The organism is gamma proteobacterium SS-5 (genome assembly GCA_009497875.2).
GTDB classification, from domain to species: domain Bacteria; phylum Pseudomonadota; class Gammaproteobacteria; order Chromatiales; family Chromatiaceae; genus Magnetovirga; species Magnetovirga frankeli.
The window spans coordinates 246,037-261,873 of record CP032508.2; the positions used below are offsets into that span (position 1 = coordinate 246,037).

General features: G+C 62.4%; 14 protein-coding genes. 5 read left to right on the plus strand and 9 right to left on the minus strand.

From position 1 onward, the window contains the following. Positions 1–221: 221 nt before the first annotated feature. The 8 genes from fis to D5125_06450 form a co-directional block, all read right to left on the minus strand. Positions 222–482, minus strand: a complete 261-nt coding sequence (gene fis / locus D5125_06415; GenBank protein ID QFY89141.1) for a DNA-binding transcriptional regulator Fis — start codon at positions 480–482, stop codon at positions 222–224. Continuing rightward, the gene (dusB, locus tag D5125_06420; GenBank protein QFY89142.1) at positions 479–1,453 is read right to left on the minus strand and encodes a tRNA dihydrouridine synthase DusB; all 975 of its coding nucleotides are present in this window, start codon (positions 1,451–1,453) and stop codon (positions 479–481) included. The genes fis and dusB overlap by 4 nt, the downstream gene beginning before the upstream one ends. A 463-nt stretch (positions 1,454–1,916) precedes the next feature. After that, the gene (locus D5125_06425) at positions 1,917–2,477 is read right to left on the minus strand and encodes a DUF3426 domain-containing protein (protein QFY89143.1); all 561 of its coding nucleotides are present in this window, start codon (positions 2,475–2,477) and stop codon (positions 1,917–1,919) included. Positions 2,478–2,906: 429 nt separating this feature from the next. After that, complete coding sequence (gene prmA / locus D5125_06430; GenBank protein ID QFY89144.1) at positions 2,907–3,788, minus strand: 50S ribosomal protein L11 methyltransferase; 882 nt, start codon at positions 3,786–3,788, stop codon at positions 2,907–2,909. Positions 3,789–3,797: 9 nt separating this feature from the next. After that, positions 3,798–5,138, minus strand: a complete 1,341-nt coding sequence (gene accC / locus D5125_06435) for an acetyl-CoA carboxylase biotin carboxylase subunit (protein ID QFY89145.1) — start codon at positions 5,136–5,138, stop codon at positions 3,798–3,800. 4 nt (positions 5,139–5,142) lie between these two features. Further along, positions 5,143–5,604, minus strand: a complete 462-nt coding sequence (locus D5125_06440) for an acetyl-CoA carboxylase biotin carboxyl carrier protein (protein ID QFY89146.1) — start codon at positions 5,602–5,604, stop codon at positions 5,143–5,145. 12 nt (positions 5,605–5,616) lie between these two features. Continuing rightward, positions 5,617–6,066: a type II 3-dehydroquinate dehydratase gene (aroQ, locus tag D5125_06445; GenBank protein ID QFY89147.1), complete on the minus strand. Its 450-nt coding sequence runs from the start codon at positions 6,064–6,066 to the stop codon at positions 5,617–5,619. A gap of 177 nt (positions 6,067–6,243) precedes the next feature. After that, complete coding sequence (locus tag D5125_06450) at positions 6,244–8,541, minus strand: IS4 family transposase (GenBank protein QFY89148.1); 2,298 nt, start codon at positions 8,539–8,541, stop codon at positions 6,244–6,246. Positions 8,542–8,761: 220 nt separating this feature from the next. On the opposite strand from D5125_06450, the gene D5125_06455 reads away from it, so the two are divergent. Then, on the plus strand, positions 8,762–9,640 hold the full coding sequence (locus D5125_06455; protein QFY89149.2) for an HPP family protein: 879 nt from the start codon (positions 8,762–8,764) through the stop codon (positions 9,638–9,640). 12 nt (positions 9,641–9,652) lie between these two features. On the opposite strand, the gene D5125_06460 is transcribed toward D5125_06455, so the two are convergent. After that, on the minus strand, positions 9,653–10,669 hold the full coding sequence (locus D5125_06460) for a phosphotransferase (GenBank protein ID QFY89150.1): 1,017 nt from the start codon (positions 10,667–10,669) through the stop codon (positions 9,653–9,655). Between the two features lie 308 nt (positions 10,670–10,977). Here D5125_06460 and D5125_06465 point away from each other — a divergent pair, with 308 nt between their 5' ends. The 4 genes from D5125_06465 to D5125_06480 all read left to right on the plus strand — a co-directional run bounded on the left by D5125_06465 (position 10,978) and on the right by D5125_06480 (position 15,774). After that, on the plus strand, positions 10,978–11,337 hold the full coding sequence (locus D5125_06465) for a hypothetical protein (protein ID QFY89151.1): 360 nt from the start codon (positions 10,978–10,980) through the stop codon (positions 11,335–11,337). An 82-nt stretch (positions 11,338–11,419) separates the two neighbouring features. After that, positions 11,420–12,676 (plus strand): 6-phosphofructokinase, encoded by a 1,257-nt coding sequence (locus D5125_06470; protein QFY89152.1) that lies wholly within the window; start codon positions 11,420–11,422, stop codon positions 12,674–12,676. Positions 12,677–12,906: 230 nt separating this feature from the next. Beyond that, complete coding sequence (locus tag D5125_06475; GenBank protein QFY89153.1) at positions 12,907–14,928, plus strand: sodium-translocating pyrophosphatase; 2,022 nt, start codon at positions 12,907–12,909, stop codon at positions 14,926–14,928. Between the two features lie 132 nt (positions 14,929–15,060). Beyond that, a complete protein-coding gene (locus tag D5125_06480) occupies positions 15,061–15,774 on the plus strand; it encodes a Fic family protein (protein QFY89154.1) in 714 nt (237 codons plus the stop codon). Positions 15,775–15,837: the final 63 nt, after the last annotated feature.

The window sequence follows — 15,837 nt, forward strand, 5'->3', positions numbered from 1 at the left end:
GCATTTGGCCACAGAGCCACAGAGTACACAGAGAAAAATCAATGTGTTGGAAAGCGAACACTCAACACCTTCTAGGTGAGCCCGGTCTGATAGGTAACTCATTGAAACAACTCTGTGATCTCTGTGGCTTAACTGAGGAATATAGGTTGATGGGGTCTGGGAATCGGGGTTTCGGGTTCAGGGTCCTGGTCAAATACCTCTGCCATCCCCTGCACTTTGGATCAGTCCAGTCCGTGTTGACTCAGCTTTTTGCGCAGGGTGCCACGGCTGATGCCGAGCATGGCGGCGGCCCGGGTCTGGTTGCCATCCACGTAGTTCAACACCGAGCGCAGCATAGGACGCTCCACCTCGGACAGCACCAGTTGATAGAGGTCGCTGGTCTGGTGGCCGTCCAGTTCATGCAAATAATCCTCCAGGGATTGGGTGACGCATTCGGCCAGGGTCTTACCCCGGATCTCCCTTGCCGCGCCGAGCCGCTTCATGCTGCCAGCTCCAGCTGGCGTTGAAAAAAGACCTGGATCAACCGGCGCTGTTCGCCGCAAGTGCTGCTCTGGTTGATCTGGCGGCGCAGCTCGGCGCCACCCAGCATGCCCTTGCTGTACCAGGCGATGTGCTTGCGCGCCACCCGCACCCCGGCGCTGCCGTAGAGCTCATAGAGCCGCTCCAGATGGCCCAGCAGCAGGCCCTGTACGCGCAGCGGATGGGGCGCGGGCAGCGGCTGGCCGGTGTGCAGAAAGTGGTTGATCTGGGCAAAGATCCAGGGCCTGCCACGGGCGGCGCGGCCGATCATCAGGCCATCGGCACCGGTCTGCTTGAGTACCTGCAGGGCCTTTTCGCCACTGTCGATGTCGCCGTTGGCGATCACCGGAATGGACAGGGCCTGTTTTACCTGGCGGATGGTCTGATATTCCGCCTGGCCGGAGAAACCGCAGGCACGGGTACGGCCGTGAATACTCAGGGCCTGGATGCCGGATTGTTCGGCGATGCGCCCTATGGCCAGGGCATTGCGGCTGGCCGGGTCCCAGCCGGTGCGGATCTTCAGGGTCACCGGCACCTCCACCGCAGCGACCACCGCCTCTAGGATACGCGCCACCAGCCGCTCATCGCGCAGCAGGGCAGAGCCGGCCGCTACCTGACAGACCTTTTTCGCCGGGCAGCCCATGTTGATGTCGATGATGTCCGCCCCCTCGCCGCAGTTGATCCGCGCCGCCTCGGCCATGGCCTGGGGGTCGGCACCCAGGATCTGCACCGCGATGGGGCCTTGCTCGCCGCTGTGATCCAGCCGCAGCAGGCTCTTGCGGCTGCCACGCAGGGCCGAGTTGGAGCTGATCATCTCGCCCACGGCAAGCCCCGCCCCCTGCTGCCGACAGAGGTTGCGAAAGGGCTTGTCGCTGACCCCGGCCATGGGGGCCAGGATCAAGCGGTTGGTCAGGCAATGGGGGCCGATGCGCATGGTGTTATTTGAACCTAAAAAGGGCAGTTGAACCGCAGATTTCACAGATTTACGCAGATTTTTCAGTCCATTTGACTAACGCTCATGGGGCGAGCAGCGACACCCCAAAACATGAAACATCTCTTGGCCGCATCGGAACTCGGCGGCCCCGTAGCCCGGATGCAGCGAAGCGGAATCCGGGGAGGCGCTGCAAAGCATACAAATGTCAGCCCAGCAGGCCATAACTCTGCACCTCCGAGCCAGCGCTCGGAGCTCCCAGGATGAGTGGCAAACCCCAATGTTGTTTCACAGTAACACAGCTACTCACCTATAAGATAATTGCCAAAGTCACTACAAACCAATGAAAAACATGAATTTAATCTGCGATAATCAACGTAATCTGCGGTTTGTTAGGTTGAAATTGGGTTCCGGGATGCGTGTTTGGGACCCGGCAGGGGGCGGGAATTCTAGCCAAGTTCCCGGCTTAGAGAAAGTCGAACTCGAAGCCGCTGATGTCTGCGTTCGGGTCGTACAGCCTGAGTTGTAGCGATTGGGGCCGGTCGGGTTGCAGCAGCGACGGCTGGGCCTGGGCAGGAAGATACTCCGCCGGGCTGAAAAGGCGTTGCCCGGCCAGCCGGTTGGCCGGGCCGTACAGGGCCAGGCGGATGAAGGGGTAGGGCTGGGCAAAGTCGGCGCGGTTGACCAGGGTGATATGCAGCGCCAAGGCCTGGGGTTGGTCCTCAAGCCGCTGCAGACGCCGCTGCAGCACCTGAATCTGCGCCAGATCGCGCCGCTGCGGCAGTTGACAGGGCCAGCGGTTGCAGGCCAGCTCCAGCCAGGGGTGCAGGCTGGGCTGCTGTATCAGCCAGCCACGTTCCAGCCAGGCCCATTGGCCCAGCGCCGCCAGACCGAGCAGCAACGCCAGCAGCGGCCAGGCCCAGCCAGGCCTGTGGTCTGGCCGGCGCAGGGGCTCAGGCAGCTCGTCCTGACGGGCCGGGCGCAGGGCCTGAGCATCTGAAGCGGTGCGGGTTAGCGTTGGGTTCATTTTATCCTATAAACCGCAGATTAGGCTGATTGAAGCCTGGAGCCAGAGCCGACGACTCCAGGGATGGAGGAGGTAGAGCGAAGCCTGGAGCCAGAGCCGACGACTCCAGGGACGGAGGAGGTAGAGCGAAGCCTGGAGCCAGAGCCGACGACTCCAGGGACGGAGGAGGTAGAGCGAAGCCTGGAGCCAGAGCCGACGACTCCAGGGATGGAGGAGGTAGAGCGAAGCCTGGAGCCAGAGCCGAGATCACAGAGTTGTTTCAAAGAGTTACACCTCAGACCAGACTCACCTAGAAGATGTTGAATGTTCGCTTGCCAACTCATTGATTTTTTCTCTGTGTGCTCTGTGGCTCTGTGGCCAAATGCTCTTTTTAGGACTAACTCTTCTCTGCGTCCTTTGCGCTCCTTTGCGTCCTCTGTGTCCCATCCTTTAATCGCTGCGCACCCCGTGCAGCAGCACCCAGCCGTCCCGGCTGGCGGCCTGTTGCATCTGAAAATGCGGCCGATAGGCCTCAAGCACCGCCTCGGCCTGTTCCTGCAGTATGCCCGAGAGCAGCAGTTCGGCACCGGGCTGGGCCAGCTGGGTCAGGGTCGGTTGCAGCTTGATCAGGCTGCCGGAGAGGATATTGGCCAGGATCAGACCTACCGGCGACGGGGGCAGCTCGCCGGGGGCATAGAGCCGCAGGCGTTCGATTACCTTGTTGTTGCGGGCATTGCCGGCGCTGGCCTGGATCGCTTGCGGGTCGTGGTCCAGGGCGTGTGCCCAGGCCGCGCCCAGTTTCAGGGCGGCTATGGCCAGGATGCCCGAGCCGCAGCCGAAATCCAGCACCTCGCGGCCTTGCAGGTCGGCCCCGTCCAGCCACTCCAGGCAGAGGGCAGTGGTGGGGTGGGTGCCGGTGCCGAAGGCCAGGCCGGGGTCCAGGTCGATGATCAGGGCATCGGCCGCCTCTACCCGCTGGCCGCTGGGGCAGATCCACAGGCGATGGCCAAAACGCATGGGCCGAAAGTGCTCAAGCCAGGCCCGCTCCCAGGGCTGATCCTGCAACGACTCAAAGCTCAGGTCGCTGGCCTGCCCCTCGCCCAGCTGGTCGCGCAGGGCCTGGGTGATGGCAGCGGGGTCGGCATCGGCCTCGAACAGGGCGCTCAACTGCATTTGCTGCCATAGGCGGGTTTCACCCGGACCCAGCTCCAGGATGGGCTCGTCGGCGGCATCGGCCAGGGTCACCGAGAGGGCACCCAGGTCTTCCAGGGTCTGCTCCAGCCGCGCCTCATCGGCCTTGCTGGTGCGCATGTGCAGTTGCAGCCAGGACATGACGCGGGCTCAGAGGCCCAGCTTTTCTTCCAGATAGTGGATATTGGCCCCGCCGGCCATGAAGGCGGAATCACGCAGGATTTCCCGATGCAGGGGGATGTTGGTCCTGATCCCCTCCACCACCATCTCGTCCAGGGCAGTGCGCATCCGCGCCAGGGCCGACTCGCGGGTCTCGCCGTGGGTGATGAGCTTGCCGATCATGGAGTCGTAGTGGGGCGGTACCCGGTAACCGGCGTAGATGTGGGTGTCCACCCGCACCCCAGGCCCGCCGGGGACGTGCAGGCTGGAGATGTCGCCGGGCGAGGGCATGAAGCTCTTCGGGTCCTCGGCGTTGATGCGGCACTCCACCGCGTGGCCGCGCAGCACTATGTCCTGCTGCCGATAGGCCAGGGGCTCGCCGGCGGCGATGCGGATCTGCTCCTTGACGATGTCCACGCCGGTGACCAGTTCGGTGACCGGGTGCTCCACCTGCACCCGTGTGTTCATCTCGATGAAGAAGAATTCGCCGTTCTCGTAGAGGAATTCAAAGGTACCGGCGCCACGGTAGCCGATCTGGCGGCAGGCCTCGGCGCAGCGCTCGCCGATGCGGACGCGCTCCTCCTCGGTGATGCCCGGTGCCGGGGCCTCTTCAACTACCTTTTGGTGGCGGCGCTGCATGGAGCAGTCGCGCTCGCCCAGGTAGATGGCGTTGCCCTGGGTGTCGGCCAGCACCTGAAACTCGACGTGGCGCGGGTTTTCCAGGTACTTCTCCATATACACCATGTCGTTGCCGAAGGCGGCGGCGGCCTCGGAACGGGTCATGGTGATGGCGTTGAGCAGGCTGGCCTCGGTGTGCACCACCCTCATGCCGCGCCCGCCGCCACCACCGGCGGCCTTGATGATCACCGGGTAGCCGATCTGCCTGGCCAGGCGCAGGGAGCGGGTGCCGTCATCGTTCAGCGGCCCATCGGAGCCGGGCACGCAGGGCACCCCGGCGGCCTTCATCGCCTCGATGGCGGAGACCTTGTCGCCCATCTTGCGGATGGTGTCGGCACGCGGGCCAATGAAGATGAAGCCGCTGTTTTCCACCCGCTCGGCAAAATCGGCGTTCTCCGAGAGAAAGCCGTAGCCGGGGTGGATGGCCATGGCATCGGTCACCTCGGCGGCGCTGATAATGGCGGGGATGTTGAGATAGCTGCGGGCCGAGGCGGCGGGGCCGATACAGACGGTCTCATCGGCCTGGCGTACATGCATCAGGTCGTGGTCCACGTCGGAGTGTACGGCCACGGTCTTTATGCCCATCTCCTTGCAGGCGCGCAGGATACGCAGGGCGATCTCGCCCCGGTTGGCGATTACGATTTTTTCGATCATGGCGTTACTCGATGACAAACAGCGGCTGGTCGTACTCCACCGGCTGGCCGTTCTCCACCAGGATCTTCTTTACCTTGCCCGAGACATCGGAATCGATCTGGTTGAGGATCTTCATCGCCTCGATGATGCACAGGGTCTGGCCGGCTGAGACGCTGTCGCCCTCCTCGACAAAGGGCCTGGCGTCGGGCGAGGGGGAGCGGTAGTAGGTGCCCACCATGGGGGAGCGGATCAGGTGGCCGCTGACCTCCTCGGCCTTGGCCTCGGGCGCGGGCTCGCTGGGGGCGGCGGCCGGGGTGGCCGGGCTGGCCGGAGGCATCATGCCGGGGTGCATCATGAAGGGCATGGCGGTCGGGCTTGAGCCATGGCGGCTGATGCGCACCGACTCCTCGCCCTCATGAATCTCGATCTCGGCGACATTGGAGTCTTCGAGCAATTCGATCAGTTTTTTGACTTTACGTATATCCATGGTTCCAACTCTCTAGGGTTGTGTGCTGGCAAGTTTGTGCAGCGCCGCGCTGAGGGCCAGGCGGTAGCCATCGCCGCCCAGGCCCATGATGATGCCGACGGCGATGTCGGAGAAATAGGAGTGGGCGCGGAAGGGCTCGCGGGCATGTACGTTGGACAGATGCAGCTCGATAAAGGGGATGGCCACCGCCAACAGGGCATCGCGCAGGGCCACGCTGCTGTGGGTGTAGCCGGCCGGGTTGATGATGATGAAGCCCACGCCCTGGGCGGGGGCCTGATGGATGCGCTCGATCAGTTCATGCTCGGCATTGCTCTGGAAGAAATCCAGCCCCACCCCGGCCTCCATGGCCTGGCGTTGCAGCTGTTGCTCAATCCCCGCCAGGGTCAGCTGGCCGTAAATGCCGGGCTCGCGGCTGCCCAGCAGGTTCAGGTTGGGGCCATTCAGCACCAGGATTCGTGACATGGCAGCCTTGTCTGTGGATATAAGCAGGTTGAGATGACAGGGGCGAAACGATTTGCGAATTCTGCGCAATTGCCGGGAAAATGTCCAGTACGGTCGGGAAAATACGGTTTTGGCACCCGTCCCCTCCTCCCAACCCCCTCGGGGGGGGCTGTCTATTACCCACACTGGACACAATCCCTAAGGCCCGCCGGGTACCGATGGGTGAAAGATGCGGAAGCCCTCGGTGAGGTAGTAGAGTTTATCCAGCCCGCGCCATAGGGTGGTCGCACCGGGGTGACCATCGCCCTTGCGTCCGAGAAAGCCGCCGAGCTTGGCCACTCGACGCATGGCATCACCCAGCGGAGGCGGGCTTTCGGGGGGTACGGGGGTCTTGTCGGTGTAGCAGTACAGGGCTTTCCATTCATCCACTTCGAAGCACACCGAGCAGGGCAGATCGGGGGCCTCGCGGCCAAGTTTGGTGAGATAAAGGATGCGCCAGGCGACCACCAGGTCAATGGCCAGGCAGGATGCCAGGCTATCGGCATCGCCCAGGCGACGGTCTTCGATGCGACAACCGCTCTTGAGGGTGCGGTGATAGACCTCGATGTTCCAGCGTGCGGCATACCAGCCCAGGCGCTCACTGGCCTCCTCCAAGGTCTGGGTAGGGACCGTGGTGAGCAATAGCCATTCGACCGCATCGCCCTCTTCTGGGGGGCAGGATTCAATGGCATGGATCGCCCAGAGGTCAATCGGCTCGGCCTGGAGTCGCTTGGGTGGCTGCAGCCGGATGGGGGCAAGGCGCAGCGCCAGCTCGGCCAGCCGTGCCTTGCGTCCGCCACGGCTGGGAATCTGGATCAGCTGCCGACCGATCAGGGGCTGAGCCGGCAGGTAGTCCCACAAGGGGGCGATACCCTCATCGATCTCGACCTGGCGCTGCGTGGTGCGGTTGGCACGGATCAGCAGGTGCGGACCTTGGGGATCCCGGGTGGCTTCTTGAAACAGTTCGTACAGATCGGATTCGCGATCGGCGATATTCACCAGCCGGGTCTGAGGACAAAGGCGCTGAAACTCGGCGGTACGTCGAAAGCTGGTGAGCCAGCGCAGGCTCTCCTTCTCTTCGATGGGCCGCTGCTTGCGCTGCCTCGCCTGGCCCATGGCCTCGGCATCACGGGCCCAGAGCTGGATATCCACCAATCCCAGGGGTACGCCCTCGGGAGTCAGGGCCAGACTGTCGTGCAGCTTCAGGCCCAGGGCACCATCGGCGCGGGTATTGATGGGGCCCAGACCCGACGTGGCGGGGTGGGCTGCGTAATTGAGGCTGGTGGTGTCTTGTGCCACCAGCACCCAGGGGTGGGCCGTGATACGCGCCAGGGTATTTTGGTAATGGGGTTGCAGCAGGGTTTGGAGAGTCACTTGGGGGTTCTTGAAGAAACGGTAAGCGGCCTTGGTTTGTCCGGCATCGCCCTGCAAGGCGCTGCTGAGGGTGGCGGTCGGCTGGGCGAAAAAGGCCTCGGCCAGACGGATTAGGCGTGTGCGCAGACGTCCATCGGGCAAGGCCAAGGTGCCGAATTCCTGCGCTGCCCAGGAACCACCGCCCGTTGGGATCGCCTCAGGGTCTAGGGGCTCCGGTATGCGCAGCTCGGGCTTGGGCTCCTGGCAGAGTACGCTACGCCAGTTTGGCGTCAGCGGCAAGGCATAGACGGCCTTGCTGACACCCGCGCCGCGATCCTGTCGTCCACGTCCGCTGGTCTGCCCCAGCCGCTGCCAGTTGGCGGCACGATAGACGGTTCCGGCAAACTGGGTTTCATCGACAAAGGTCTCCAGCAACACCGGCGCCTGGCCATAGTCCCGCGTCCAATCCGCCACCACCTGACGGCTGGCCAAAGCCAGCACGTGGGAGCCCAGATGGGGAACCTGAATACTGGGCAGCAGCAGAAAACGGCTATTGGCCACCACCCGCGACAGATTGGCCCGGCGGGCCTGCGGGCTCCAGCCGATCCAGCGGTCCCGTTCCCGCAAATGCCAGGCCGAGCCACTGAAGGCCAGCCCGCCCAGCCAGCCCATCTGCGGCGAATGGATCAGATAGCGTCGTTGCGCACCACACAGGGGCCCCGCTCCCTGCGGGTGATGGGTGGCCATCATGCGTCGCCAAAGCAGGCTCAGTTCCTCACCGGTCACCGCCACCAATTCCACCCCGCCCAGCTCTGCCAGCGTGCCGCTGAAGCGCGGTCCCTGCCAGGGCTCCAGTGGCGCGTCATCACGCTGCTGTGGCGGCAGACGATGTGGCGGGGGTAGCTCGATCAGGCCACGCCGATCCAGTTCCAGCAAGGCCTTGCGGGCACGAACCTCCTGCAACCGCCCGTTCGCACCACGCCAGTTGAGCCAACGGCAAAGCTCACGCGACAAGGCGCTGCGGCTGAGGTCGGCCCCCACCGACAGCCGCTCGCGAATCCGCCCCAGAATAGACGGCGTAAAAACGTGCCCGCAAATCTGCATGGGGCGCTAGGATAGACATTCAGGAGCATTGTGTCCAGTGTGTCTAATAGACAGCGGGGGGGGGGGGGAGGCGAGGCAAATGGCCTCTGCTGATATCCCTCTTGGTAGATTGCACCAAAAAGGTGCCTGCCCCATCATGCCCCCTCATGGCCGGAATGCAGCCCTGCCGGGCCGCCATTGATCACCCATGGCCAGTCCCAACCACCGCAGAGGAAAATGCATGACCGATCGCAAAGGCAAATCCTGGTGGCGCTATCACCTGGGTCTGGCGGTGCTGGCCCCCTCCTGGCGTGAGCGCCTGGTGGCGGTGGGCGGTAGCCTGCTGACCATCTTTGCCCTGTACCAAATCAGCCTGGCGCTGCTGGGCGAGAGCGCCTCGCCCCTGATCGTTGCCTCCATGGGGGCGACGGTGATGCTCTTGTTTGTCATCCCTCATGGCCCCCTGTCCCAACCCTGGCCCATCTTCGGCGGGCAACTGATCTCGGCCCTGGTCGGCCTGGCCTGCGCCCATTACGTCGGGCATGATGCCCTGTCGGCGGCTCTGGCGGTGAGCCTGGCCATCCTCGCCATGCAGTTGATCCGCGCCCTGCACCCGCCCGGTTGCGCCACCGCCCTGTTTGCCGCCACCCATACCCTGGATGGGGCACCCCTGGGCTATGCCCCCATGCTCGGCCTGATGCTGACCAACCTGCTGCCCATCCTGGCCCTGGGGGTACTGCTGAATCTGCCCTTTGCCTGGCGCCGCTACCCGGCACGGCTGGCCAGCGCCGCCACTCCGGTGGCCGGTGGCGTGATCAACCATGAGGACCTGGTGATGGCCCTGAGCGAGATGGATACCTTTGTCGATATCAACGAGGACGACCTGCTGCGCATCTATGCCCTGGCGACCCATGGCAAGGAGCTAAAGCGCCTGCACACCACGGACATCGCCGTGGGCGAGACCTATCGGGGTGCCAATGACGAACGCCGCCAGGTGGTGGAGATCTTCCCCTCGGAGCAGGGCAGCCAGGTGCGTTTTCGCGTGCTCAACGGGCCACGCCGGGGCAAGGGCAGCTGTTCCCTGTACGACTTCAGCCACTGGGCCCAGGATCGGGTCTGAATTTGACCTCCTTCATCCCGACTTGGCACAGCCAGAACCCAGGGTAAACTCCGGGTTTGCCAGCACCTGGCGCTGGAGAAATACCGCCAGTTCGGCCAGTTGCGGGTATTCCGGGGCGATCTCGACGAGATAGCCCAGGGTGCGCGGGATATCCTTGAGATACCCCGGCTTGCCGTCACGCAGATTCAGGCGGGCGAAGATGCCGGCCGCCTTCAGATGACGCTGGGCACCCATCAGATCGAACCAGCGCTGGAAGTGCTCCTCGTGCTCGGGGCGCACCACGCCCGATTGCAGGGCCAGCTCAAAGTAGCCCTGTACCCAGTGCTTGACCTGCTCCCGCGGCCAGGCGATGTAACAATCCCGCAGCAGCGAGGCCAGGTCGTAGGTGACCGGGCCGAGCACGGCGTCCTGAAAATCCAGCACGCCGGGGTTGGGGCTGGAGACCATCAGATTGCGCGAGTGAAAATCCCGATGCACGCAGACCTGGGGCTGTTCCAGGGCGTTGTCGATCAACTGCTGAAAGGTGCGCTCCAGCATGGCGTTGTCCGCTGCGCCAAGCTCCAGGCCCAGGTGTTTGCCCAGCAGCCAGTCGCGAAACAGCTCCATTTCCTGCCAGAGCAGGTCGCGGTCGTAACGGGGCAGCCCCTCCTGGGGGCCGCAGGCCTGGATCGAGACCAGGGCACCCAGGGCATCGCCATAGTGGCGCTCCACGTTATCCGGGTTGAGCGCGTCCAGATAGGGCACAGAGCCCAGGTCGCTGAGCAGCAGAAAGCCCTGCCGACGTTCGGTGGCCAACACCTGGGGCACATGGATGCCGAAGCGGGCAAAGGCCTCGGCCACGCGCAGGAAGGGGTCCAGGTCCTCGCGATCCGGCGGGGCATCCATGGCGATCAGGCTACGGCCATCGGCGCAGCTGACGCGGAAATAACGCCGAAAGCTGGCGTCGTCCGAGGCCGGGGCCATGTCAAACGCCCCCAGCTGATCCAGGCCCTTAAGCCAGTCTGTCAATGCCGCCAATCTGTCTGCCATCGGATACCCCTTCTAAGTAAGTTATCGCCACAGAGACCTGGTAAACACAGAGCCGATAAGCAGCTTGATGCGCATTTGTGCAATGCACAAGCGGGCTTTTCTAGTGGTTTTTGGCCGTGGCTGAAAGCTCGGTGATTGAAGGCGTAAAAAGACCATACCATTCTGATTATTCAGGAATTCTCTGTAATCTCTGTGGCTCTGTGGCAATTTAAAGAGTGACCAATTTAGCAGATTTTCCGGCTTTTCATTAGCCCATCGGCGCTCAGGTGTTTAGAATACGGCCTCCCAAAACCAGCGGTGGTTGCCCGATGCAGCAAATTCCCGATTTTAGCGAGACCGAACTGTGGATCATCAATACCACGCTCAAGGAGCGCTATGCGCAGCCGCCGGAGTTGCAGTTGGCCGACAGTGAGATCCGCCTGCATCCCTCCGACCGGGAGGTATCCCAGGTCCCTGCCGCCATCTGGCAGGCCGACGAGTGCAATTTTGTCATCTTCAAGACCGGTGACCGCAACTACCGGGGCCAGTTTTTTTATCGGCTCTATCAGCAGTACGGCACCGGGGTACATGAATACGATGACCTGACCGAGTGCATTGTCTCCCTGCTGCAGACCCAGGCCGATTACCAGGCTCAGGACCAGGGCGATATACCGGAACAGCGCCGCTGACCGATTCTTGCCCGCTATTGCGGGCTTGTTTTTGTTTGAACGCCTATCTGAAACCCGATCATCCAAAACCCAGGGGGAACCCATGACCGTAAAAAATGCCTTTTATGCCCAGTCCGGCGGCGTGACCGCCGTGATCAATGCCTCTGCCTGCGGCGTCATCGAGACGGCACGCAAGCACCCCGAGCAGATCGCCAATGTCTATGCCGGTCGCAACGGCATCATCGGTGCCCTTACCGAGGAGCTGATCGACACCAGCCAGGAATCCGCCTCCGACATCGCCGCCCTCAAGCACACCCCCTCCGGCGGCTTCGGCTCCTGCCGCTTCAAGCTCAAGAGCCTGGAGGAGAACAAGCGCGAATACGAACGCCTGATCGAGGTGTTCAAGGCGCACAACATCGGCTACTTCTTCTACAACGGTGGCGGTGACTCGGCCGACACCTGCTACAAGGTCTCCCAACTATCGGAGAAGATGGGCTTCCCGGTGCAGGCGATCCACGTGCCCAAGACGGTGGACAACGACCTGCCCATCACCGATAACTGTCCCGGCTTCGGCTCGGTGGCCAAGTACATCGCCGTTTCCACCCTGGAGGCCAGCTTCGATGTGCGCTCCATGGCCGCCACCTCGACCAAGATCTTCGTCATTGAGGTGATGGGCCGTCATGCCGGCTGGATCGCCGCTGCCGGTGGCCTGGTGGAGGATCAGGGCATACCGGTGGTGATCCTGTTCCCCGAGGTGGAATTCGACAAGGACAAGTTCCTGGCCAAGGTGGACGCCAAGGTCAAGGAATACGGCTATTGCTCGGTGGTGGTGTCCGAGGGCTGTCACTGGCCCGATGGCAAGTTCCTCGCCGAACAGGGCACCCGCGATGCCTTCGGCCACGCCCAGCTCGGTGGCGCCGCCCCCGTCGTCGCCAACATGATCAAGGAGGCCCTGGGCCACAAGTTCCACTGGGCCGTGGCCGACTACCTGCAGCGCGCCGCCCGTCACCTGGCCTCCGCCTCCGACGTGGAACAGGCCTACGCCTTGGGCGAGGCGGCGGTGAACAAGGCGCTGGAAGGCAAGAACTCCATCATGCCCACGGTGGTGCGCGAGTCCTCCAGCCCCTATAAGTGGAGCATCGGCGAGGCACCCCTGTCCGAGGTGGCCAACGTGGAGAAGATGATGCCCCTGGATTTCATCACCGAGGACGGCTTCGGCATCACCGCCAAGTGCAAGGAATACCTCTACCCCCTGATCCAGGGCGAGGCCTATCCGCCCTACCTGGCCAACGGCATGCCCGACTATGTCACCCTCAAGCTGGCGGCGGTGGAGAAGAAGCTGGAAGGCTTCGAGATCTGATTCGACTTTTTCGGATTTGCCGGGACAGGGCCAAACCCCGTTTGACTGGAAGTAGAACGAAGCGGGGGCCTGTGCCCAGTGTTGCCGTGAATGCCGGGCCTGCGCCCTTGATCATTGTCAATGGTGTGGTATCCCCGGCGTATTAAGGTTACCCTCCTCTGACTGTGTCCATGGTCGGTGCAGGGTCTGTATCATTATTTCCAATTCACTCAAATAACAGGAGAAAGAAGATGTCTGCAGGGTTAATATTCGCCCTGGTCTGCGCCTTCCTGGCGCTGGCCTACGGTTTTATCTCGGTCAAGTGGATTCTCGCCCAACCCGATGGCAACGATCGCATGCGCGAAATCGCCAACGCCATCCAGGAAGGGGCTGGTGCCTATCTGAATCGTCAGTACACCACCATCGGCATCGTCGGCGTGGTGCTCTTCCTCCTGCTTTGGGTGGGCCTTGACCCGGAAACCGCCATCGGCTTTCTCATTGGCGCGGTCATGTCCGGCGCGGCCGGTTACATCGGCATGAATGTCTCGGTGCGCTCCAACATCCGTACCGCCGAGGCCGCCAACAGCGGCCTCAATGCCGCCCTGCAGGTGGCCTTCCGCGGTGGCGCCATCACCGGCATGCTGGTGGTGGGCCTGGGCCTGCTCGGCGTGGCCGGTTACTTCGCCATCCTGCAGGCCATGGGCGTGAGCATGGATCAGACCCTGCATGCCCTGGTCGGCCTGGCCTTCGGTGGCTCGCTGATCTCCATCTTCGCCCGTCTCGGTGGTGGTATCTTCACCAAGGGCGCGGATGTGGGCGCGGACATCGTCGGCAAGGTCGAGGCCGGTATCCCGGAGGATGACCCGCGTAACCCGGCGGTCATCGCCGATAACGTGGGCGACAACGTCGGCGACTGCGCCGGCATGGCCGCCGACCTGTTCGAGACCTACGCCGTGACTATCATTGCCACCATGATGTTGGGAGCCCTGCTGGTCAAGGGGGCCGCTATCGAGGCCGCCATCTACCCGCTGGTGCTGGGTGGCGTGTCCATCATAGCCTCCATCATCGGCACCTTCTTCGTCAAGGCGAAGGAGGGCGATACCAAGATCATGACCGCCCTGTACAAGGGTCTGATCGTCTCCGGCGTGATCGCCGCCATTGGCTTCTACTTCGTCACCGATGCCTTCGCCGCCGACATGGGCGGCTACAACACCATGGCCCTGTACGGCTCGGCCCTGATTGGCCTGGTGCTTACCGCAGCCATGGTGGTGATCACCGAGTACTACACCGCCACCGAGTTCTCGCCGGTACGCCACATCGCCGAGGCCTCCACCACGGGTGATGGCACCAACGTCATCGCCGGCCTGGGCGTGTCGATGAAGTCCACCGCCCTGCCGGTGCTGGCGGTCTGTGCCTCCATCTGGGGTGCCTACGACCTGGCCGGCCTGTACGGCATCGCCATTGCCGCCACCTCCATGCTGTCCATGACCGGCATCATCGTCGCGCTGGACGCTTACGGCCCGATCACCGACAACGCCGGTGGCATCGCCGAGATGGCCGAGCTGGACGAAAAGGTGCGCAACATCACCGACCCGCTGGACGCCGTGGGCAACACCACCAAGGCGGTGACCAAGGGCTACGCCATCGGCTCCGCCGGTCTGGCCGCCCTGGTGCTGTTTGCCGACTACACCCACGCCCTGACCAATGCCGGCCACAACGTGACCTTCGCCCTGGACAACCACATGGTGCTCATCGGCCTGCTCATCGGCGGTCTGGTGCCCTACCTGTTCGGGGCCATGGCGATGGAGGCGGTCGGTCGTGCCGCAGGCGGCATAGTCAACGAGGTGCGTCGTCAGTTCCGTGAGAAGCCCGGCATCATGGACTACAGCGAAAAGCCCGACTACGGCCGCGCCGTGGACATGCTGACCAAGTCCGCCATCAAGGAGATGATCGTGCCCTCCCTGCTGCCGGTGCTGGTGCCGGTGCTGGTGGGCGTGCTGCTGGGTAAAGAGGCCCTGGGCGGCCTGCTGATTGGCACCATTGTCACCGGCCTGTTCGTCGCCATCTCCATGACCACCGGCGGTGGTGCCTGGGACAACGCCAAGAAGTACATCGAGGACGGTCACTTCGGCGGCAAGGGCTCGGACGCGCACAAGGCGGCCGTCACCGGCGACACCGTCGGCGACCCCTACAAGGACACCGCCGGCCCCGCGATCAACCCGCTGATCAAGATCATCAACATCGTCGCTCTGCTGATCGTGCCGATCCTCTGAGTGGGTTGCTGATTCAGAACCTGAAAGCCGCCTTCGGGCGGCTTTTTTGGGTTTAGGAGCCTGCTTCGGAATTGACGGTTCAGGCGGGTTTATGGCAAATCAATAACAGGCAAAATTCTGGTAGGCGTAAACATGGCGACTGACAAACACTGGAAAATACAACCGGACGTGGATAGAGCATTGATGCTTGCACAGCGGCAGATATCGGTATTTGTTTATGATGCAGTGAATTTAGAAGGCATAGCATTTACCTTACCGGAAATACAAACCCTGCTTGATGGCATAGCGGTTGGCGGGCACAAACTCAGCGACCAACAAGTTGCCATCAATCAAGGGAATACCTGGCGTTTTTTGATTAAAGAAATCAAACAGGGCAGATTTTCACTGCACATGGCGTTTGCCAAATCCCTTCACTCAATCGCCGGAAAGGAAGACGCATTAAACTGGGGTGATTTCAGAAACGGCAATGTCACCATTGCCGGAACCGATTACACACCGCCAGATTGGACTCTTCTACCAGGGCTTTACGCCGATCTGCTGCAACAAATTGAGCAGATCGATGATATCTATAACCAGGCCATTTACGTGTTTCTTGATATGGCCAGGCAGCAATATTTTTTCGATGTAAACAAGCGCATGGGCCGCTTCATGATGAATGGCCTCCTGCTCAGCAATGGCTATCCGGCAATCAATTTACCGGCCAGGCGGCAGCTTGAATTAAATCAGTTGATGCTGGAATTCTATTCGTCTGGAGATATGTCGCCGATGAATAAGTTCATGCGCTCATGCCTGGATGAGGCCACGCTAAAAATCATGCTGGAGGGCCAGTGCAGTAGCCCAGGCTGATCAGATAGGGAATCTATCCAGGCCTGGCCGCCTTCACCTTAGAAGACACAGCAACAAAGACAA

Bases quoted from the DNA above. Each gene is read 5' to 3' on its own strand.
- aroQ (QFY89147.1), bottom strand. From the start codon at position 6,066: ATGTCACGAATCCTGGTGCTGAATGGCCCCAACCTGAACCTGCTGGGC.
- D5125_06465 (QFY89151.1), top strand. From the start codon at position 10,978: ATGCAGCAAATTCCCGATTTTAGCGAGACCGAACTGTGGATCATCAAT.
- fis (QFY89141.1), bottom strand. From the start codon at position 482: ATGAAGCGGCTCGGCGCGGCAAGGGAGATCCGGGGTAAGACCCTGGCC.
- D5125_06455 (QFY89149.2), top strand. From the start codon at position 8,762: ATGACCGATCGCAAAGGCAAATCCTGGTGGCGCTATCACCTGGGTCTG.
- D5125_06450 (QFY89148.1), bottom strand. From the start codon at position 8,541: ATGCAGATTTGCGGGCACGTTTTTACGCCGTCTATTCTGGGGCGGATT.
- D5125_06460 (QFY89150.1), bottom strand. From the start codon at position 10,669: ATGGCAGACAGATTGGCGGCATTGACAGACTGGCTTAAGGGCCTGGAT.
- prmA (QFY89144.1), bottom strand. From the start codon at position 3,788: ATGTCCTGGCTGCAACTGCACATGCGCACCAGCAAGGCCGATGAGGCG.
- D5125_06425 (QFY89143.1), bottom strand. From the start codon at position 2,477: ATGAACCCAACGCTAACCCGCACCGCTTCAGATGCTCAGGCCCTGCGC.
- D5125_06475 (QFY89153.1), top strand. From the start codon at position 12,907: ATGTCTGCAGGGTTAATATTCGCCCTGGTCTGCGCCTTCCTGGCGCTG.
- D5125_06480 (QFY89154.1), top strand. From the start codon at position 15,061: ATGGCGACTGACAAACACTGGAAAATACAACCGGACGTGGATAGAGCA.
- dusB (QFY89142.1), bottom strand. From the start codon at position 1,453: ATGCGCATCGGCCCCCATTGCCTGACCAACCGCTTGATCCTGGCCCCC.
- accC (QFY89145.1), bottom strand. From the start codon at position 5,138: ATGATCGAAAAAATCGTAATCGCCAACCGGGGCGAGATCGCCCTGCGT.
- D5125_06470 (QFY89152.1), top strand. From the start codon at position 11,420: ATGACCGTAAAAAATGCCTTTTATGCCCAGTCCGGCGGCGTGACCGCC.
- D5125_06440 (QFY89146.1), bottom strand. From the start codon at position 5,604: ATGGATATACGTAAAGTCAAAAAACTGATCGAATTGCTCGAAGACTCC.